The sequence below is a fragment of the Bacillus cereus group sp. MYBK245-2 genome, assembly GCF_051916145.1.
Lineage (GTDB): Bacteria > Bacillota > Bacilli > Bacillales > Bacillaceae_G > Bacillus_A > Bacillus_A pacificus.
The window spans coordinates 125,717-144,457 of sequence record NZ_JBQAGB010000004.1 but is presented as its reverse complement, the minus strand read 5'-3'; the positions used below and the strand labels follow the sequence as shown (position 1 = coordinate 144,457).

The window sequence follows — 18,741 nt, the reverse complement described above, 5'->3', positions numbered from 1 at the left end:
TTTACAACGTCTTCTATTTTTTGGTATAATTTCTGAAGATTTAAAATAAATTCAAATGAATGAAAATGCAAAAAGTCAACTAAACTGATATGTCTAGTTGACTGTGGGTAATGCTACACTTCAATGAGATCTTTTATATCCCATTTTACAAGAAATGTAATAGAGTCTGAACGTTTTTTCTTTTCTTCGTAGGACTCTGCAACGACGTTTCGTTGCTTTTGAATTTGTTCAGCGATGAACCCAGCTTCTAATTGATAAGAAGAATGTCTTTTTTGTTTTTGACGTTCAGCGATGAGTGTGCCTTTAAGTTGGAACTGCATTTCACGACGCTTATGTTCAATAATGCTTAAAGTGCCCCAGCCAGCTTTTTCAAAGAACTGAATGACTTCTTCAATTGTGTCTAGTGGATATTTTCTTGCAAGGTTTCTACCGGACCAGTATAAAATACCATCTAGATCGTTACCGATTAAATCAGGTAGTAATTCTTCACGTAGCAATTCGTAAGCGAAGGCGTTCAATGAAACATCTTCTAAAGATGTTGTATCGATTGTATTTTTACTCACAATATTCCCCTCTTTCTATAGGGATTATTATATAACATTTCTCATTTATAAAAACAGATTTTTCTTTAGGAAAATCTGAATATATAAGAAGAAAAAAAGAATTGGCAAATTATATGCAAATTATGTATACGTTTTCTTGACGCTTCGACAAAAATAGGAGTAAAATGAACTTGGTATCAAATTATGCTGAAATATTTCGAATAATTTTTTCAGTTTTTCTTATGCCAATAGTGAAAAAACATTATTGCCATAAACTAATCTGAAAACAGCAGTCAATCATTCAAGGGGGGTAATGGGGACATGAAAGGCCGCGAGTATACGTTTCGTAAGTGGCACTCATTAATGGGGGTCATCCCGGTTGGTGTCTTTTTGACGCAACATTTAATTGTAAACAACTTTGCAACACGAGGAGCAGAGGCTTTTAACAAAGCTGCAGGCTTTATGGAGCTCCTTCCATTCCGGTATGCGCTAGAAATTTTCATTATCTTTTTACCAATACTGTACCATGCTATATATGGCTTATATATTGCATTTACAGCTAAGAACAATGCGGTTTCTTACGGTTATTTCCGTAACTGGATGTTCGTCTTCCAAAGAATTTCAGGTATCGTTACACTGATTTTCATTTCTTGGCACGTCTGGGAAACTCGTATTCAAGCAGCGTTAGGTAAAGAGGTAAACTATGACATGATGGCAGATATTTTAAACAATCCAGCTATGTTTGCATTCTACTTAGTTGGTGTTGTTTCAACAATTTTCCACTTTGCAAATGGACTATGGACATTCTGCATCAGCTGGGGAATTACAGTATCTCCACGTTCACAAAGAATCTCTACTTATGTAACATTAGCTATTTTCTTAGGTCTATCTTATGTAGGTGTGAGTGCATTATTAGCGTTCATCGATCCACAGCTAGCAAACCAGTAAGGAGTGGGAGAGCATGAAAGGGAAACTTATAGTAGTCGGCGGTGGCTTGGCTGGCTTAATGGCAACGATTAAAGCGGCGGAAGCAGGAGTAAATGTTGAACTGTTCTCTTTAGTACCAGTAAAACGTTCGCATTCTGTATGTGCCCAAGGTGGAATTAACGGTGCCGTAAATACGAAAGGTGAAGGGGATTCTCCATGGATCCACTTTGACGATACAATTTATGGTGGGGACTTCTTAGCGAACCAACCACCAGTTAAAGCAATGTGTGAAGCAGCACCTGGTATCATTCATTTAATGGACCGTATGGGTGTTATGTTCAACCGTACGGAAGAAGGACTTCTTGATTTCCGTCGTTTTGGTGGAACGCAACATCACCGTACAGCATTTGCTGGTGCAACAACTGGACAGCAATTACTATACGCATTAGATGAGCAAGTACGTCGTCACGAAGTAGCAGGACTTGTAACGAAATATGAAGGTTGGGATTTCTTACGAGCTGTTATTGATGATGAAGGTGTGTGCCGAGGAATCGTTGCACAAGACTTACAAACTATGGAGATTAGAAGTTTCCGAGCTGATGCCGTGATTATGGCAACAGGGGGCCCTGGTATCATTTTCGGAAAATCAACTAACTCTATTATTAATACAGGTACAGCAGCTTCTGCTGTATATCAACAAGGCGCATATTATGCAAACGGTGAGTTCATTCAAATTCACCCAACGGCAATTCCTGGAGACGATAAATTACGTCTGATGAGTGAATCTGCACGTGGTGAAGGTGGACGTGTTTGGACATATAAAGATGGTAAACCATGGTACTTCTTAGAAGAAAAATATCCGGCTTACGGAAACCTTGTACCTCGTGATATCGCAACGCGTGAAATCTTTGATGTTTGCGTAGAGCAAAAACTAGGTATTAACGGTGAAAACATGGTGTACTTAGATCTTTCTCATAAAGATCCGAAAGAACTAGATATTAAACTTGGTGGAATTATTGAAATCTATGAGAAATTTACAGGTGACGATCCTCGTAAACTACCAATGAAAATCTTCCCAGCTGTTCACTACTCAATGGGCGGGCTATGGGTTGATTATAAGCAGATGACAAGCATTCCAGGTTTATTTGCAGCAGGTGAGTGTGATTATTCTATGCACGGTGGTAACCGTCTTGGCGCGAACTCACTATTATCAGCAATTTACGGTGGTATGGTAGCAGGACCAAATGCAATTGAATATATGAAAGGTCTTTCTAAATCATCAGATGCTGTTTCATCTACTGTGTATGAACAAAATGAATTAATCGAAACAGAGAAATTTAACAATATTTTAACACTCGATGGTAACGAAAATGCGTATGTTCTTCATAAAGAGCTTGGAGAATGGATGACAGATAACGTTACAGTAGTTCGTGAAAATAAAAAATTATTAGAAACAGATGCAAAAATTGAAGAGTTAATGGCTCGCTACAAACGTATTAACATTAACGATACAGCGAGATGGAGCAACCAAGGTGCTTCATTTACACGCCAACTTGCAAATATGTTTGAATTAGCACGTGTTATTACAATTGGCGCATATAACCGTAATGAGAGTCGTGGGGCGCATTACAAACCTGAATTCCCAAATCGTGATGATGCAAACTTCTTAAAAACTACGATGGCGAAATTTGAAGGAGAAGGAAATGCACCGGCATTCCATTACGAAGACGTGGATATTTCATTAATTAAACCACGTAAACGTGATTATTCTTCAAAACACGATGTAGCTGCTAAGAGTGAAGAGAAGGGGGATAAACAACATGTCTGAGAAAACAATCCGCCTCATCATTACGAGACAAGATGGACCAGATGCGCAAGCGTTTGACCAAGAGTTTGAAATTCCGTATCGTCCGAATATGAATATTATTTCGGCGCTTATGGAAATTCGTCGTAATCCTGTCGATGCAAAAGGAAACAAAACAACTCCGATTGCATGGGATATGAACTGTTTAGAGGAAGTATGTGGTGCATGTTCGATGGTGATTAACGGAAAACCACGTCAATCATGTACAGCGCTTATCGATCAATTAGAACAACCAATTCGCTTAAAACCGATGAAGACATTCCCGGTTGTTCGTGACTTACAAGTTGACCGTAGTCGCATGTTTAATGCTCTAAAACGTGTTAAAGCTTGGATTCCAATTGATGGTACGTATGACTTAGGACCAGGACCAAGAATGCCAGAGAAGAAACGTCAATGGGCTTATGAGCTTTCAAAATGTATGACATGTGGTGTTTGCTTAGAATCATGTCCAAACGTAAATAGTAAATCGGACTTTATTGGACCAGCACCGTTATCACAAGCTCGTTTATTTAACTCACATCCAACGGGTGAAATGCATAAAGCAGATCGCTTACGTGCAATTATGGGTGATGGAGGACTTGCAAACTGTGGTAACTCTCAAAACTGTGTGCAATCATGTCCAAAGGGTATTCCATTAACAACTTCAATTGCGGCGTTAAACCGTGATACAACAATTCAATCGTTCAAAGATTTCTTTGGTAGCGACAATAACTATTAATAAATATTGCCTCTTCATATCGAAGAGGCAATATTTATAACTATATTTTTCTGTTTATTCTGTTTATTTTAAAGCGAAAAGGAGAGGGAACAATGAAGAGGATTTCTTATATTGAAGACTTTGAGCAATGGGAAAGTGGTTTTTCGTTTTACAATCCTGTAAAGGTTCGTTTTGGTGAAGTAGATATGTTTGGACATGTAAATAATGTCGTTGCCTTCACCTATTTTGAAGAAGCGCGTATCGCATTGTTTAAAGAACTTGGATTTATGCAAGAATGGACGCATGAATCTTCAGAAACGATGATTGTTGTTGCGGATTTACAATGTAATTTTATTAAACAAATATATTTTGATGAACAGTTGAAGGTGTATGTAAAAGCGGGATCAGTTGGAAATTCTTCATTAGATTTGCATTATATGGTGAAGAATGCAGAAGGAGAGGTTTGTTTAGTTGGTCGTGGAATGATGGTCCAAGCATCGAAAAAAACGGGAAGAGGCGAACCGTGGCCTGAAGAGTGGAAGAAAAAATTAATACAATGATAGAGTGAAAGAAAAATAAGAGAGCAAATTGCTCTCTTATTTTTTGTCTTCCAGCGCCTCTTCTAATGTTAAATGATGTTTATATATGTATGTAGCGTATGGATTTCCAACGTAGCGCAAATGCCACGGTTCATATGAGTATTCTGTTGTTTCTGTTTTATCTTCTAAATAACGAATGACAAAGCCAAATTCATGAGCATGTTTTGCAACCCATTTACCTTCGTTTGTCTCTCCAAAAATAGGCTCTAATTGGAATTTAGCAGATTTTGAACTAATGTCCATTGCTAAACCAGTTTGATGTTCACTCGTACCGGGAATGGCACTTACTGAATCCGCCTCAGCTTTACCTTGACGTCTAACGTATGTATCATGTAATGATTTTTGGCGTTTGTATGAACGATAACCAGATACAGCTGTAAGTTCTAGTCCTTCTTTCTTTGCCGCTTCAAACATACTTTCAAGTGCATCTGCAGCATCTTTGCGCAGCAATGTTTTTTCTTTATCTTTTGGACTAGTAAATGGTACGTTTGGTCTCGTTAAGTCTTCAGGTGTGTATCCGTCTGGTAGTTTTCGATGTTTATTAACTAATACAAGATTAGACTCTGGATTTGTTACAACGGAAAAATCATTGTCTAGCTTCTTTGCATTATGATCAGCTTTTGGAAAAGCAGGAATCTCTTCTTTTTGGTGGTTACTATGCTGTTGACTTTCGACAGCTTTCGCATTATTTTGTAGTGGTGATTTAGAACTAAAGTAAGCGAAAGAAGTGATACCGATTACAATAGTAGTGGCAGAAATAATAATTATCTTTTTCATGATGCCTTGTAATCACAGTCCTTTCTTAATAAAATGTGTATCGTTTCTTATTATAAGTCTAGTTTAATGAAAAAGAAATATAAGAGTCGTAACGTAATAGAAATGCAAAGAAAATGTCAGAAAATGTGTGAAATTGTAGTATTTTTTTATATAATTCATTTCTTGTCTTTCATGAAATTCATTTTTTATGTAATATATACACATAAGAAGATGTAGCGATTATCGAGAATAAAAAACTTCTTGTATAGACTAGGAGTGAATGGGAATGGATTTTGCAACACTTATTGGAATTATTTTGGGAGTAGTGGCGGTAGTAGTAGGAATGGTCGTCAAGGGCGCTGACGTAATGGCCTTAGTTAATCCTGCCGCAGCATTAATTATTTTCGTTGGTACATTTGCTGCAGTATGTATAGCATTTCCAATGAATCAATTGAAAAAGATTCCAAAATTATTTAAAGTTCTTTTTGGTTCTAATAAAAAAGATTTAAGTTATGAACAGTTGCTAGAATTGTTTGTTCATTGGACATCTGAAAGTAGAAAATACGGTATTTTGTCTTTAGAGCAGCAATTAGACAAAATTCAAGATGAATTTCTTTTGCGTGGTATGAAATTTGTGATTGATGGCGTATCTGCAGAAGATTTAGAACAAATTTTAGAAGCTGAATTAGAAGCAATTGAAGAAAGGCATGCAAAGGGAGCAGCAATTTTTTCTCAAGCTGGTACATATGCACCAACATTAGGGGTTTTAGGTGCTGTTATTGGTCTTGTAGCTGCACTTGGTAATTTAACTGATATTGAAAAGTTAGGTCACGCTATTTCGGGTGCATTTATTGCAACGATTTTTGGTATTTTCTCAGGTTATATACTATGGCATCCATTTGCAAATAAATTAAAGCAAAAATCTGCAGCTGAATTAGAGAAAAAACGTTTAATTATTGATTGTCTATTAATGTTACAAGAAGGTACATATCCGTTTATTATGAAGAACCGCATTTTAGGTGCACTTTCTGCAACTGAGCGCAAAAAGCTTGAAAAAGGGGCAGAAAAAAATGCGGAGTAAAAAAAATAGAAGAAGTAAAAAGAAAAAACACGAAGAACATATCGATGAAACTTGGCTAATCCCTTATTCTGATATGTTAACGTTGTTGTTTGCATTGTTCATCGTTTTATTCGCAATGAGCAGTATAGATGCTGCTAAGTTTAAACAGATGGCTGTTGCTTTTCGAAGTGAATTAGCTGGTGGAACAGGTAACAAAGAATTTTTAAGTGATCAGAAGCCAAATGATGAAAAGGAATTATCAGCAAGTAGTTTAGAGTCTGAGAAGATTAAAAAGAATGCTGAAGCTGAAGTAAAGCAACAAGAAATGAACGAATTAAAAGCGGTACAAAAAGGTATTGATAAGTATATTGAGGAAAATCGATTATCTTCTTCTTTTAAAACTGATTTAACAGAAAAGGGATTGAAGGTAACGATATTAGAAAATGTACTATTTGATTCTGGGAAAGCGGACGTAAAATTAGAATCGTTAAGTATTGCGAAAGAAATGTCTAATTTACTTGTTTCAGCATCACCTCGTGAAATCACAGTATCTGGACATACAGATAATGTTCCTATTGCAAATGCGCAATTTGCATCGAACTGGGAATTAAGTACGCAGCGGGCAGTTAATTTTATGCAAGTATTACTGCAAAATAAAGAATTACAACCAGGAAAATTTAGTGCAGTTGGTTACGGAGAATACCGGTCAATTGCTCCAAATGATACGCAAGAAGGAAAAGCGAAAAATAGACGTGTAGAAGTGTTTATTTTACCTTTAACGAGAAATTTGCAATAAAAGAGGATGGCACATGCCATCCTCTTTTATTTTGCATCAAATGATTTTAAGTTGTCATGGCGGATTTTATCTTTTTCTGCATCTGATTTTTTGAAATCATAATCATATAAAGCGCCTTCCCAATCGCCATACATTGGATTTGGGAAAATAATAAATTTCTCCCCAAATTGTGCTTTTGAATCTGAGACTGCTTGGTTTCGGTCCTTTACAGACTTTCCATCAAAACCAGTGAAGTCAGATAAGTTATCACCGAAGAATAAAACGATATCATGTGTTTGAGAAACGAGTTCACGGCGTTTTTCTTTTCCTTTTTCTTTCGGGTCTTGTAGTAATATATGTTCTTTCGTTGCTTGAGGAGCGCCTACACGCTCAAGGTTTTTAATTGTTGCATCTAGTTGGTTTGTTTTACGATTTGAGATGTAGTAAATATCTACACCTTTAGACTCTGTATATTGTAAGAAATCAATTGCACCTGGAAGGGCCTCAGCTTCAGCCTTATTAATCCAATCATCCCATTTATACGGATAGCCTTTTCCTGTTTTTACGCTCATTGCTTGATGAGGACTGTTATCTAAAACAGTTTCATCTAAATCAAGTACGATAGCGGGTTTTTTCTCGGTTCCTTTTGCAAGAGCTGCATCAAGCTTCAATTGACCGATATTGTATCCTTGGTAGTACAATGCTTTCGTTTCACCGGCTGTTTGATACCATAAATCAGCCATTAATTGCTGGTCTGTTAATTTTACTTTCTCTTCTTTCGCCACTGTTTTCTCTTGTGTTCCTGAACATGCTACAAGCGATGTAGATAGAACCGCTACAGATAATAAAGTGGTAATGCCCCTCTTCATCTTCATATGTATCCTCCTTGATGTTAAAAAATCATCTTATATTATATATTAAAATATAAATTTTTTTTATGAACATTTGCATATTGTCTTTTGTATATGTAGTAGTATGTCCTATATTAGAAAGATGAGAAAAAATGATGGGAATTATTTTGACAAGTTTAATTGTCGAAATGACAATAATAATTGACAAATCATACGATAATATTTACAATTTTAACTAAATAGAACAAATGATGGATTAAGGCGGTGTTACATATTAAGAGGATAAAGTGTAGTGCTATATTTTATCTTGTATAAACATAGTCTTTGAAAGAGAGTATGAATGATAGTAAAGGGGAGGCTTTATACTTTGAGTTTACAAATTCAAAACTTAACGAAACAATTTGGGGAATCAAAAGCAGTTAACGGCTTGCAAATTTCATTACCAAAAGGTGAAGTGTTAGGATTGCTTGGACGAAACGGTGCAGGAAAAACAACGACAATCAAAATGCTTCTCGGATTATTAACGCCTAATGAAGGGTCTATTACATGGGATGGAAAATCATTTGGGACTAGTGGAGTAACGATAGGGTACTTACCAGAAGAAAGAGGCTTATATACAAAAAGTAGAGTAGTAGACCAGTTGCGATATTTTGGCAGATTAGAAGGCATGACGAAAAAAGAAGTAGATCTTGCTATTGATCACTGGTTAGATCGATTAGCAATACCGGAATATAAATTTAAAACGGCAGGAGAGCTTTCAAAAGGGAACCAGCAAAAAATCCAATTAATTGCTGCTCTTCTTCATAACCCTGAACTTCTCATTTTAGATGAGCCATTTAGCGGACTGGATCCAGTGAATGCGGGGATGTTAGCTAGCATTATTGAAGAACAAGTACAGAACGGAAAGACAATTATTTTATCTAGTCATCGTATGGAACAAGTAGAGGCTTTTTGCCAACATGTATGTATTTTGAAAAAAGGTGAAGCAGTCGTAAAAGGTCAATTAAGTGATATTAAAAAAGAATATGGTTTCCGTAATTTAACGATTGAAGATACAGAAGAGAATGAGAAGGGATTAAAAGCTATTCATGTATCGTATGAAAAACAACAAGGCCTTCTTTATGTGCGAGTACAAGACGATGCAGAAGCTCTAAACATTTTACAACAATTACAAGAACAAGGTATTACCTTACGACAATTTAAAATGTTAGAGCCGACGTTAAACGAAATCTTTGTAGAGAGGGCGAAATAACGATGCGTAAATTTTCTCACGTATTTTCATTTTATTTTAGGGAAGCATTTTTATCTAAAAAATCATTAATTACGAGTGCGATTTTGTTTTTAGTTGTGTTTGGGCTTTTCGCATTTAATCATTTCACAGCTGATAACGATAAAGGAAAAGATAAATTTGCTGTAGTAACAGAAAGCGATACGTATAAAGTGCAAGAAAGTGATATAACGAAGTTACTTCCGTCTGCTAAAGTAACGGTAGAAAATAAGGGTAAGTTTAATAAACTACGTAAGCAAGTAGAAGATGGGGATTTAGACGGTTTATTCCGTATTACAGAAAAGAATGGTATCCCAGAAGTGACGTATATGTATAGTGGTTTTCCGAGTCAATCAACGGCTACACTTATGGCAAGTTATTTGAAGGAACAGTATACAGCGGTAATGATTGAAAAAAATAACGTATCTGCCGAAGTAGCAAAACAGTTACAGATGGAAATTCCGTTAAAGCAAGAGGCGGTAAAAGATCATGCATCTTCCTTTGGAATTGGCTATGTTTTCTCGTTTGCTTTATATATGTTTATTATTGTGTTTGGAACTGCAATTGGGACGACGATAGCATCCGAAAAATCATCCCGTGTTATGGAGTTAATGCTTCCGAAAGTAAAACCATTAACAATGCTACATGCTAAAATTTTAGCAATTGTTTCTAGTGCTTTACTATTACTTATTACTGCTTCTCTCGGTTTTCTTGTACCGTATTTATTAGGTTGGGTAGACCTAGAAAATGCATCTTTAGTAGGACTTGCACTAGACTTTTCCAAGTTGGATGCTGTAGTAATTAGTATGTTCGTTGTATATTTTGTTACAGGCTACTTACTATATGCAATGTTATATGCAGCGGTTGGTGCTGTTGTATCAAAAATTGAGGATGTGCAATCTCTTTCGTTCCCAATTACAATGTTAGGTATAGCAGCATTTTTCATTAGTATTAAATCACTATTTGATCCTAATAGTACATTAGCTGTAGTTAGTTCGTATATTCCATTCTTTACACCTATGGTTACATTTTCAAGGCTTGTAGCGGGTGAAGCAGGAACTGTAGAGATTATTGTGACTTTAGTCATTTTATTGGTGACTATTGCTATCGTCAATATGCTTGCAAGTCGCATTTACGTAAATGGTGTAATGAATTACTCAGACAAAGTAAAATTTAAAGATTTAGCGAAATTTATAAAGCGTCAATAATGAGAGAAAAGCATGATTTCCTGTTGAAATCGTGCTTTTTCTTTATGTATAAATTAAAAATAGTATATAATAATAAGAGTCGTCTTTTAATAGAATGAATAAAAAGGAGGGTGTGCAGATGGGAATTAGTAGTCGTTTTACAGTAGGTGTTCATATGTTGACATTACTTGCGATAGATCGAAACTCTCGCTGTACCTCTGAATGGATTGCCGGTAGTGTGAATACAAATCCAGTTGTGATTCGTCGCATTACAGGAATGTTGAAGAGAGCAGGACTTGTTGATGTACAAGCTGGTAAAGGTGGTACGACACTTGCTCGTGATTTAGAAGAAATTACATTACTTGATGTATATAAAGCAGTGGAAGTTGTAGAAGAAGGACAGCTATTTTCCTTCCATGAAAATCCCAACATTGAATGTCCAGTAGGAGCTAATATTCAATCAGTATTAGAAATTATTTTAATGCAAGCGCAAGAAGCGATGGAAAATGTACTTGCAAATGTAACAGTAGATCAATTAGTTACAAATTTAAAGTCTAAAATGAAAGAGTAAAAAAGCGAGCATCCTCATAATGAGGGCTCGCCTTTTTTTATTTAGAAATATTGAAAATTTTATTTTTCAGTATTTAAAATGAATTTACCTACGATAGCTGCTACGATACCACCAACAATTGGTGCGATGATGAATACCCATAGTTGAGAAAGTGCTTCTCCGCCAGCGAATAAAGCTGGTGCGATACTACGAGCTGGGTTAACAGAAGTTCCAGTTAACGGAATACCTAATAAGTGAACTAAAACTAATGTGAAACCAATTACTAATCCTGCTAGAGAAGAACTTCCTTTTTTACCTGTTACAGCAACGATTACTAAAATGAATACGAAAGTTAAAATAAATTCAACTAGAAATGCTCCAGATAAACCAAGAGTTCCAAAACCGTTTTGACCTAAATTATCTAAAGGTGTTTTAGCAGATTTTAAAATTGTTACTAACGTTGCAGTTCCTAATAAACCACCTAAAATTTGAGCTAATACATAATAACAAAGTTCCATAGCGTTCATTCTTTTATTGATGAACATAGCTACTGATACTGCTGGGTTAATGTGACATCCAGAAATTGTTCCGATGCTATATGCCATAGCCACAATAGATAGACCGAAAGCCATAGCGATTCCTAATGTTCCAATTCCTTCAATTCCGCCGCCAATGACAGCTACTCCAGTTCCGAATAATACTAGTACAAATGTACCAATAAATTCAGCGATTGCTTTTTTTAACATAATTTACCTCCTATTGTTGCGCATGAACCGTATTATAACATAGGTTTTAGTATAAACCGTTAATGAAATACTATTCTGATAAGACGCAATAGGGGGACAATAAAAAGAGAGTATGGTTCTTTGTCACAGAACCATACTCTTTTTTTATGCTGTTTTTTTCTGTTTAACGACTGGAACAGAACGGTTTAAAATGCTATTTGCAACCATTCCTAACATAATAATAATCATTCCAAGTAGGGAAAGCCCGCCAGGAAATGAACCATTTAAGAAAACAATTTCGCCAAGCACGGTAAAGACCATCGTTCCAGCTTGCGTTGCTTCAACAGCTCCAAGTAGAGCGAGATTATCTTTGGCTAAGTCAGTAGCAAAGAAAAATGTCATTGTCGCTATAACGCCAGAACATAATGCTAACAAAAATCCTTGCAGCATTTGGCTTGATGTTGGAATACCCGTAGTAGAAAATCCGTATATACCAAGTAAAATTGTTATAGGAAGACTGCCTATTGCCATTCCTAATACACGTTGGAATGTATCAAGACGCCCGCCAACAAGTTCCATCATTTTTCGGTTACCGAATGGATATAAGAAAGCAGCTAACACGACAGGTAAAAATCCTGAAATGAACTGAGTCATTGTAATGTGACCTGCTGCAGTTGCTTGCATACAAATTACACCAAGTAAAATAAATAATGCGACATATAAACTACGAAGTGGAATTTTTCCGCGTACAAGTTTCGTACCTGATTTTGTTTCTATTTTAACGAAAAATAATGGCGAGAGTAGTAAACCTGCTAATATAGTAACTTGCCAAGTTCCAGCAACGAGCCAAGCGGGAGAAAAGACAGCTGCAAAACTTAATAAAGAATAGAAACCAATACCAGCAACAGACCCCCACCCGATCCAAGCCAATGGATGTTTCTTTAATTCTTCCCATAACCCCCTTAAGTTTTTGCGAAATAAAACGATAAGGAATAAAATAGGGAGAGCAAATAAAAAACGGAAGGAAGCTGTCCAAGCCCAGCTCGTTCCAGATACATTCATCGCTCGATTAATAATAAAGGTTGCGGAAAAAAAGGCTGATGATAAAAGACCTAATAAAATTGCGCGCATGAAGTATAGCACTCCTTTCGAAATTCAAAGAATATGTATAGTATAATATACTTTATTTGTATAAAAGTAAACTATTTTATATTTTAAGGTGGTTTTATAGATGAAAGAACATGAAGATATGCAAACGAAAGAAGTCATTCAGCAAGTAGGTCAGTTATTAAGACAAATTCGAAATGAGCAAAAATTAAGTTTAGAAGAATTAGCTCAAAAAACAGGAGTTAGTAAATTAACGTTAGGAAAGATTGAAAGAGGCGAAACGAATCCGACGTTAGCCGTCATTTGGAAAATAACGAAAGGATTATCAATTCCTTTATCGAGATTGATGGTTGTTGGAGAACCTGTAGCTGTTGCGCGCTGCGGAGAAGGATTTGCAGTAGATGTAGGACAAGCATGGCATTTAGAAACAATGTTCCGTTATACGAAAGAAACGGGGATGGAAATGCACCGTGCTTGTTTACGATCGAATAGTATATATGAACCAGAAGCGCATCATGAAGGTGCTATTGAGCTTGTAACGGTAATGAAAGGGAAAGTATTGATTCAAGTAGAAAGCGATGTATACGAATTAAATGAGTTCGACTCGATTCAATTTGAAGCGAATAAGAAACATAGTTATAAGAATGAAGAAGATGAAGTGGCGGTATTACATTTAACGATGAAATATTCTTCATGAAAAAATCCCCTATAGAAAAATCTATAGGGGATTTTGTATACACTATGCTTAAATATACGAAAGAATGTTATTAGTAAGAGCGTGGCATAAGTAATAAACAAATAAAATAAACTAAAAACCCCGTCCCAAAACATAAAACTGCAATGACCCAAAGTATGCGAATGAGAGTAGAGCTAATATCAAAATATTCTCCTAAACCACCGCATATACCAAATAGCATTTTATCAGTTTCGGATTTACATAACCTTTTTGACATCTTCCAATCCACTCCTTTTTATGACAAGCTATATACTTCTATTCTATATGGAAATTTATGAGAAGACTATGAGGTTGTATTACATTTTTTTTAGGAAACAGTCGTATTAATTGTCTTAATTTTCAGTTGATATTAAAATTATATCATGAGGTGAGTTTCAATAAAGGGTGGGAGGGATAGAGATGACAGTATATTGGCTGACTAATGTAATGCTTGAATCAGGGTATACATATGAAGAGGGTAGAATTTCTCAAACAGAAACAGAGTTATGTAGTTTACTCATTGAAGATGGAAGAATTAAAAAAATGATAACAGGGGCTATTCAAGAGGAAGGGGTATCAATTTTTGATGCCAATCGTTTATTAATTTTGCCTGCTTTCGAAGAGATGCATATTCATATTGATAAAACATATTATAGTGGTCCTTGGAAAGCTTGTATGCCAGCAGAAAGTATTTTTACACGTTTTCATGAAGAAGAGGAAATTTTACCGAAGCAATTAGCAACTGCTCAAGATAGGGCGGAAAATATGCTAGCGTTATTGCTTCAAAATGGTGCAACGAATATAAGAACGCATTGTAATGTTGATCCGATTATTGGACTTGGTAATTTGGAGGCGACGTTAGCGGCGTTGGAAACATATAAAAAACAGGTTTTTGGTAGAATTGTTGCTTTTCCGCAACATGGATTATTGCGCAGTAATTCTGTGCAACTTGTGAAAGATGCTATGCGTATGGGTGCGCATCTAGTCGGTGGAGTGGATCCGGCTACAGTGGATAATGATATTGAAAAATCATTACATACCATTATGGATATCGCAGTAGAATTTAATGCGAACGTTGATATTCATCTGCATGATGCGAATAATCTTGGGACGTTTACGATGAAGAGATTGGCAAGTTTAACAGAAGAAGCGGGATGGCAAGGTCGCGTAACGATTAGTCATGCGCTTGGACTTGGTGGTGTTACAGATAAAGAAGCTGAAGAAGTGGCGGAAAGACTAGCAGCTTTACACATTGATATTACTTCAACAGTACCAATTGGGAAACAAGTAATCCCAATTCCATTATTAGATAAAAAAGGTGTGAAAGTTTCATTAGGAAATGATAGTATTACAGATCATTGGTCACCGTTTGGAACAGGTGATATGTTGCAAAAGGCAAATCGATTAGCGGAACGTTTTGGATGGAGTGATGAAAGATCGTTAGGAAAAGCACTTCGCTTTATTACGGGAGGAAAAGAAACGTTAAACAGTGAAGGGAAGCGAGCTTGGCCGAATGTAGGAGATGAAGCGAGTTTTGTTTTGACGAATGCAACATGCGTCGCTGAAGCAGTAGCGCGTCAAACAGAGAAGCATTTAGTCGTGCATAAAGGAAATATTGTTGTTGGAAGTTTAAGTGAGGTTAAATTTAATAATCTTGTGTAAAAGAATCGTTTAAATGTTTTGAGGAGGGTTCTAATTGTGAGTATAGAACTCTTCTTTTTTATGTTTGAAATATATTTCTTATAGGTTACTAGGAAGGATGAAAAATTTGGACAATCAACATAATCAAAATCATATTATGGGAACTTTGCAATGGTTTATATTTTTATTAGCGAATTCAATCGCATTACCAATTGTCGTTGGCGGATTATTTCATCTTACGACGGAAGACATATTTTATTTAATGCAGCGTACATTTTTTGTAGTTGGTATATCATCTTTTTTACAAGGGTGGATTGGGCATAGGCTGCCAATTGCGGATGGGCCAGCTGGATCTTGGGTTGGAGTATTTACCGTACTTGCTTACGCAACGGCCGGACAAGATCAATTACATAGTACATTGCAAATTTTAGAATTAGGAATGATAATTTCCGGTGTTATTTTAATAGGGTTAGGGGTAACTGGTTTTATAGGACGTATTTTATTTTTGTTTACGCCGCTTGTGACAGGGACGTTTTTACTTTTATTATGCTTACAATTAAGCGGTGTATTTTTAAAAGGAATGCTAGGAATTACTGCTACTGTTTCTCAAATCGATGGATTTACAGCAATGATCGCTTTTAGTATATTTCTGTTCGTTATTATACTATCTAATTTTGGAAAAGGTTTTGTCAAAAGTTATGCAGTTTTAATAGGATTAATTAGTGGATGGATTCTTTTTCTCATTGCAGGAAAAGTGACGATTCCAGCTCAAGTAACTCATTTTGTGCAACTTCCGCAAATATTTGCTTGGGGACTTCCAAAATGGAATACAGGTATGGCTGTATCGAGTTTCGTTATGGTATGTATTTTAGTTTCAAATACAGTGGCAGCTATTATAGCGATTAATCAAGCAACTATTCATAAAGCGACTATTGAACAAAAACAGTTGAAAGATGGAACATGGGTTGGAGGGATTTCACATATCATCTCTTCCGTATTTTCAACTGTAGGTGTCGTGCCGTTACCAGCAACGGCAGGATTTATACGTTTAACAAAACAAAAATATATACGATCGTTCTTACTAGCATGTATGTTACTAGTCGTAATGTCGATGTTCCCAAGTATTATTCGTTATTTAGCATCTTTACCATCGGCCGTCGCATCTGCGGTTTTAATGGCTTCATTCGTACAGCTAATTGGAATTGGATTCAATAATATAAAACAAGTGGAGCTTAATGAAAGGAATGTAACAATTTTAGGCGTTGCAGTATTATTTGGCAGCGGCGTTATGTTTCTACCGTCTGGAGCGCTCCAGTCCTTACCGTCTGTTATACAATATATATTTGGAAATGGTTTGTTCGTAGGTACCGTTGTTAGCATTTTACTAGAACAAATATGGCGTACTGAAAAGTGAGTGGATGCAAGGAGTGTCTGCACTGTATAAAAGTCTAAAATAACATGTGAAATAAAGCCCATTTTCATTCACCACCCGCACATTTCGTTCATACAATATCTTGACTAAATAAACACCCAACTTACACATACACAGCTCTGGCTTAAGCAAGGAGGGTTATACCAGTTGAAGGAAAAAGCGTATCAATCTAAACCTTTACTCACAAAGAGAGAGAGAGAAGTATTTGAATTACTGGTTCAAGATAAAACAACGAAGGAAATTGCAGGTGAACTTTTTATCAGTGAAAAGACAGTTCGTAACCACATCTCAAACGTGATGTGTAGTGATTGCAAATAGATGAAATCTATTTTATAAAACAGAAGATGGAATTATTACTTAAGCAATCAGAGAAGCTTTTTTTTACAAGAAAAACTCCTTTTTTTAATGGTGTAAGTATTTTTATAATTGTTATTTTTATGTGGTATGATTATGGTAATACTAGAAATCATTTCAGGGGGAAGGTAGTTTGGTAAGCAAGCAAAAAAAGTATATTTTATTTATTGATGAAACGGGAATTGCTCAAAGTAGCACTCAGCCATTTACTTTAACAGGTGTGATTTTTGAAAACAAGTATGCTGTTGATCAAAATGGTAGAACAAGTGAATTACGTAATCGGCTTAATCGAGTAAAAATGCAATGTTTTGGAACACAAGATGTAATGTTACATTTAGATGAAATTTCTAGGGGGCGAGGTGATTTTGCGAAGTTTAAAAAAGAACAGCGTGCGGATTTTTATAACAATATGCCTAATTTCTTAGGTAACCTAGATTTTAAAATCATATCGGTAACAATTGATAAAGTGAAACTAAAACAATATTTTCTAGCACACAAGGATCCATACGTTGTTGCATTTATACATATCCTTGAAACGTTTTATTCATTTTTGAGTCAAACAGATGTAGAAAATGCACGGATTGTATTAGAATCTAGAGATGATTATGAGAATCTTTTGATTCAAAAAGCTTTCTTTGAAGTATTCAACAATGGAACAATGCATTTAGATTTTCAGAAGTATAGAGAAAAAATAAAAGGGTTTATACTTGCAAAAAAAGGCGATCCTTTATACCAATCAGGTTTAGAAATTGCTGATCTGGTTTGTAATCCAATCGGTCGGGTTCGAAAAGGAATTGTAGAAGCAAAGCCTAAATGTATAAAAAATTATGGAACAGAAAATAAAATTTTTAAAGCGATAAAGACAAAAATTTATAGCCCAAGCCCGGATCAAGATTTTAGAAACTGGGGATTTAAGAAGATTCCAATTACTAAAAAGAAAAGGGATTGGATTGATGATCCAAGACAGGATGATGAAGCAACAGGGGCTTGATGGACTTTTTAAAAGAAGGAATATTTTACATAAGTAAGTATATACTAGATATACAGGTCCTGTAAAAGGAGTAGGGGGATCGGAAAACTGATCGCCCGATGATCTCCTGTTAATTTTTTCTTGACTTGAAATAAAAAAGATGGTAAATTCTACTTAGCCAAAAAAAACAGGGAGTCGGTTGATCTGACTGCTTGGAACTTACATATCAATTTGGGGGTCGGTTGATCTGACCGCCATAAAAAAGCCTTCGTGTCTACGAAGGTTTTTTGCGTTTATTGACTTTTTTATTTTATAATTTCTCTAGTAACTCAATATTTTCATATGAATTCCCAACAACAAAGCAAGTATTAACCAGCTCTTTTATATTTCGATGGAGTTCTCCTTTTCGGATTAAAGAAAATTGTGCATTACCCGTATCCCACTTCACTCCATAGATCTTATTATTGATTTCAACGATATCTGATTCATAAATTTCTCTTTCTTTTTGATCAAAAAGTCCTGTAGATTGCATTATGGTGGATGGATGGTCATCAAAAGAAAAATATTTTTTATCTAAGGGATTGTCACTATAAACCATAAGATAGTTTTCTTGAGAGTTATTATGCCAAGAAATATATTTTCTGAATTTAAAAATCATATTTATCACCCTCTCGCTATTCTTTTGTAATTTACATCTTTGATTTGTCAATCCTCTAAAAAAA

The 18,741-nt window shown here is 35.6% G+C and carries 21 protein-coding genes; 14 read left to right on the top strand and 7 right to left on the bottom strand.

What is annotated here, in order from left to right:
* Positions 1-113: 113 nt before the first annotated feature.
* Complete coding sequence (locus tag ACTFRN_RS09595; protein ID WP_000042220.1) at positions 114-563, bottom strand: YslB family protein; 450 nt, start codon at positions 561-563, stop codon at positions 114-116.
* 300 nt (positions 564-863) lie between these two features.
* Between ACTFRN_RS09595 and sdhC the strand changes: the two genes are divergently transcribed.
* From sdhC to ACTFRN_RS09575, 4 genes are all read left to right on the top strand, one after another.
* A complete protein-coding gene (gene sdhC, locus ACTFRN_RS09590; RefSeq protein WP_000678352.1) occupies positions 864-1,490 on the top strand; it encodes a succinate dehydrogenase cytochrome B558 in 627 nt (208 codons plus the stop codon).
* Between the two features lie 13 nt (positions 1,491-1,503).
* The gene (gene sdhA / locus ACTFRN_RS09585) at positions 1,504-3,297 is read left to right on the top strand and encodes a succinate dehydrogenase flavoprotein subunit (protein ID WP_000676735.1); all 1,794 of its coding nucleotides are present in this window, start codon (positions 1,504-1,506) and stop codon (positions 3,295-3,297) included.
* A complete protein-coding gene (gene sdhB, locus ACTFRN_RS09580) occupies positions 3,290-4,051 on the top strand; it encodes a succinate dehydrogenase iron-sulfur subunit (RefSeq protein WP_001291825.1) in 762 nt (253 codons plus the stop codon). Before sdhA ends, sdhB begins: the two co-directional genes overlap by 8 nt.
* Positions 4,052-4,143: 92 nt before the next feature.
* A complete protein-coding gene (locus ACTFRN_RS09575; protein WP_000822739.1) occupies positions 4,144-4,590 on the top strand; it encodes an acyl-CoA thioesterase in 447 nt (148 codons plus the stop codon).
* A gap of 36 nt (positions 4,591-4,626) precedes the next feature.
* Here the strand turns inward: ACTFRN_RS09575 and ACTFRN_RS09570 are convergent, their stop codons facing one another.
* Positions 4,627-5,406 (bottom strand): M15 family metallopeptidase, encoded by a 780-nt coding sequence (locus tag ACTFRN_RS09570; protein ID WP_000720208.1) that lies wholly within the window; start codon positions 5,404-5,406, stop codon positions 4,627-4,629.
* A 265-nt stretch (positions 5,407-5,671) separates the two neighbouring features.
* Between ACTFRN_RS09570 and motA the strand changes: the two genes are divergently transcribed.
* Together motA and motB are read left to right on the top strand one after the other, a co-directional pair.
* Positions 5,672-6,466 carry a flagellar motor stator protein MotA gene (gene motA / locus ACTFRN_RS09565; protein ID WP_000344868.1) on the top strand — a complete coding sequence of 265 codons (795 nt, stop codon included), beginning with the start codon at positions 5,672-5,674 and terminating at the stop codon, positions 6,464-6,466.
* Entirely contained in the window at positions 6,456-7,241 is a 786-nt protein-coding gene (gene motB / locus ACTFRN_RS09560; protein WP_001256752.1) for a flagellar motor protein MotB, read from the top strand. Before motA ends, motB begins: the two co-directional genes overlap by 11 nt.
* A gap of 26 nt (positions 7,242-7,267) precedes the next feature.
* Here the strand turns inward: motB and ACTFRN_RS09555 are convergent, their stop codons facing one another.
* Positions 7,268-8,095 carry a 5'-nucleotidase, lipoprotein e(P4) family gene (locus ACTFRN_RS09555; protein ID WP_000782778.1) on the bottom strand — a complete coding sequence of 276 codons (828 nt, stop codon included), beginning with the start codon at positions 8,093-8,095 and terminating at the stop codon, positions 7,268-7,270.
* A gap of 343 nt (positions 8,096-8,438) precedes the next feature.
* Between ACTFRN_RS09555 and ACTFRN_RS09550 the strand changes: the two genes are divergently transcribed.
* The 3 genes from ACTFRN_RS09550 to ACTFRN_RS09540 all read left to right on the top strand — a co-directional run bounded on the left by ACTFRN_RS09550 (position 8,439) and on the right by ACTFRN_RS09540 (position 11,096).
* Positions 8,439-9,323 carry an ABC transporter ATP-binding protein gene (locus ACTFRN_RS09550; protein WP_000058128.1) on the top strand — a complete coding sequence of 295 codons (885 nt, stop codon included), beginning with the start codon at positions 8,439-8,441 and terminating at the stop codon, positions 9,321-9,323.
* A gap of 2 nt (positions 9,324-9,325) precedes the next feature.
* Positions 9,326-10,546 carry an ABC transporter permease gene (locus ACTFRN_RS09545; RefSeq protein ID WP_001224999.1) on the top strand — a complete coding sequence of 407 codons (1,221 nt, stop codon included), beginning with the start codon at positions 9,326-9,328 and terminating at the stop codon, positions 10,544-10,546.
* Between the two features lie 118 nt (positions 10,547-10,664).
* Positions 10,665-11,096, top strand: a complete 432-nt coding sequence (locus ACTFRN_RS09540; protein WP_000512998.1) for an Rrf2 family transcriptional regulator — start codon at positions 10,665-10,667, stop codon at positions 11,094-11,096.
* Positions 11,097-11,155: 59 nt separating this feature from the next.
* Here the strand turns inward: ACTFRN_RS09540 and ACTFRN_RS09535 are convergent, their stop codons facing one another.
* A complete protein-coding gene (locus ACTFRN_RS09535; RefSeq protein WP_000913199.1) occupies positions 11,156-11,821 on the bottom strand; it encodes an MIP/aquaporin family protein in 666 nt (221 codons plus the stop codon).
* A 144-nt stretch (positions 11,822-11,965) separates the two neighbouring features.
* Positions 11,966-12,931, bottom strand: a complete 966-nt coding sequence (locus tag ACTFRN_RS09530) for a DMT family transporter (protein WP_014893494.1) — start codon at positions 12,929-12,931, stop codon at positions 11,966-11,968.
* A 100-nt stretch (positions 12,932-13,031) separates the two neighbouring features.
* Between ACTFRN_RS09530 and ACTFRN_RS09525 the strand changes: the two genes are divergently transcribed.
* Complete coding sequence (locus tag ACTFRN_RS09525; RefSeq protein ID WP_000658050.1) at positions 13,032-13,604, top strand: helix-turn-helix domain-containing protein; 573 nt, start codon at positions 13,032-13,034, stop codon at positions 13,602-13,604.
* Between the two features lie 70 nt (positions 13,605-13,674).
* Here ACTFRN_RS09525 and ACTFRN_RS09520 read toward each other — a convergent pair whose 3' ends face one another.
* Positions 13,675-13,860 (bottom strand): PspC domain-containing protein, encoded by a 186-nt coding sequence (locus tag ACTFRN_RS09520; protein WP_000044337.1) that lies wholly within the window; start codon positions 13,858-13,860, stop codon positions 13,675-13,677.
* 182 nt (positions 13,861-14,042) lie between these two features.
* On the opposite strand from ACTFRN_RS09520, the gene ACTFRN_RS09515 reads away from it, so the two are divergent.
* From ACTFRN_RS09515 to ACTFRN_RS09500, 4 genes are all read left to right on the top strand, one after another.
* Positions 14,043-15,284 (top strand): amidohydrolase family protein, encoded by a 1,242-nt coding sequence (locus tag ACTFRN_RS09515; RefSeq protein ID WP_000219572.1) that lies wholly within the window; start codon positions 14,043-14,045, stop codon positions 15,282-15,284.
* A 97-nt stretch (positions 15,285-15,381) separates the two neighbouring features.
* The gene (locus tag ACTFRN_RS09510; RefSeq protein WP_014893495.1) at positions 15,382-16,677 is read left to right on the top strand and encodes a purine/pyrimidine permease; all 1,296 of its coding nucleotides are present in this window, start codon (positions 15,382-15,384) and stop codon (positions 16,675-16,677) included.
* A 165-nt stretch (positions 16,678-16,842) separates the two neighbouring features.
* Positions 16,843-17,013, top strand: a complete 171-nt coding sequence (locus tag ACTFRN_RS09505) for a helix-turn-helix domain-containing protein (protein ID WP_000659490.1) — start codon at positions 16,843-16,845, stop codon at positions 17,011-17,013.
* Between the two features lie 169 nt (positions 17,014-17,182).
* Positions 17,183-18,040, top strand: a complete 858-nt coding sequence (locus ACTFRN_RS09500) for a DUF3800 domain-containing protein (protein WP_088106392.1) — start codon at positions 17,183-17,185, stop codon at positions 18,038-18,040.
* 289 nt (positions 18,041-18,329) lie between these two features.
* Here ACTFRN_RS09500 and ACTFRN_RS09495 read toward each other — a convergent pair whose 3' ends face one another.
* Positions 18,330-18,677 carry a YopX family protein gene (locus ACTFRN_RS09495; RefSeq protein ID WP_000576359.1) on the bottom strand — a complete coding sequence of 116 codons (348 nt, stop codon included), beginning with the start codon at positions 18,675-18,677 and terminating at the stop codon, positions 18,330-18,332.
* Between the last annotated feature and the right edge of the window lie 64 nt (positions 18,678-18,741).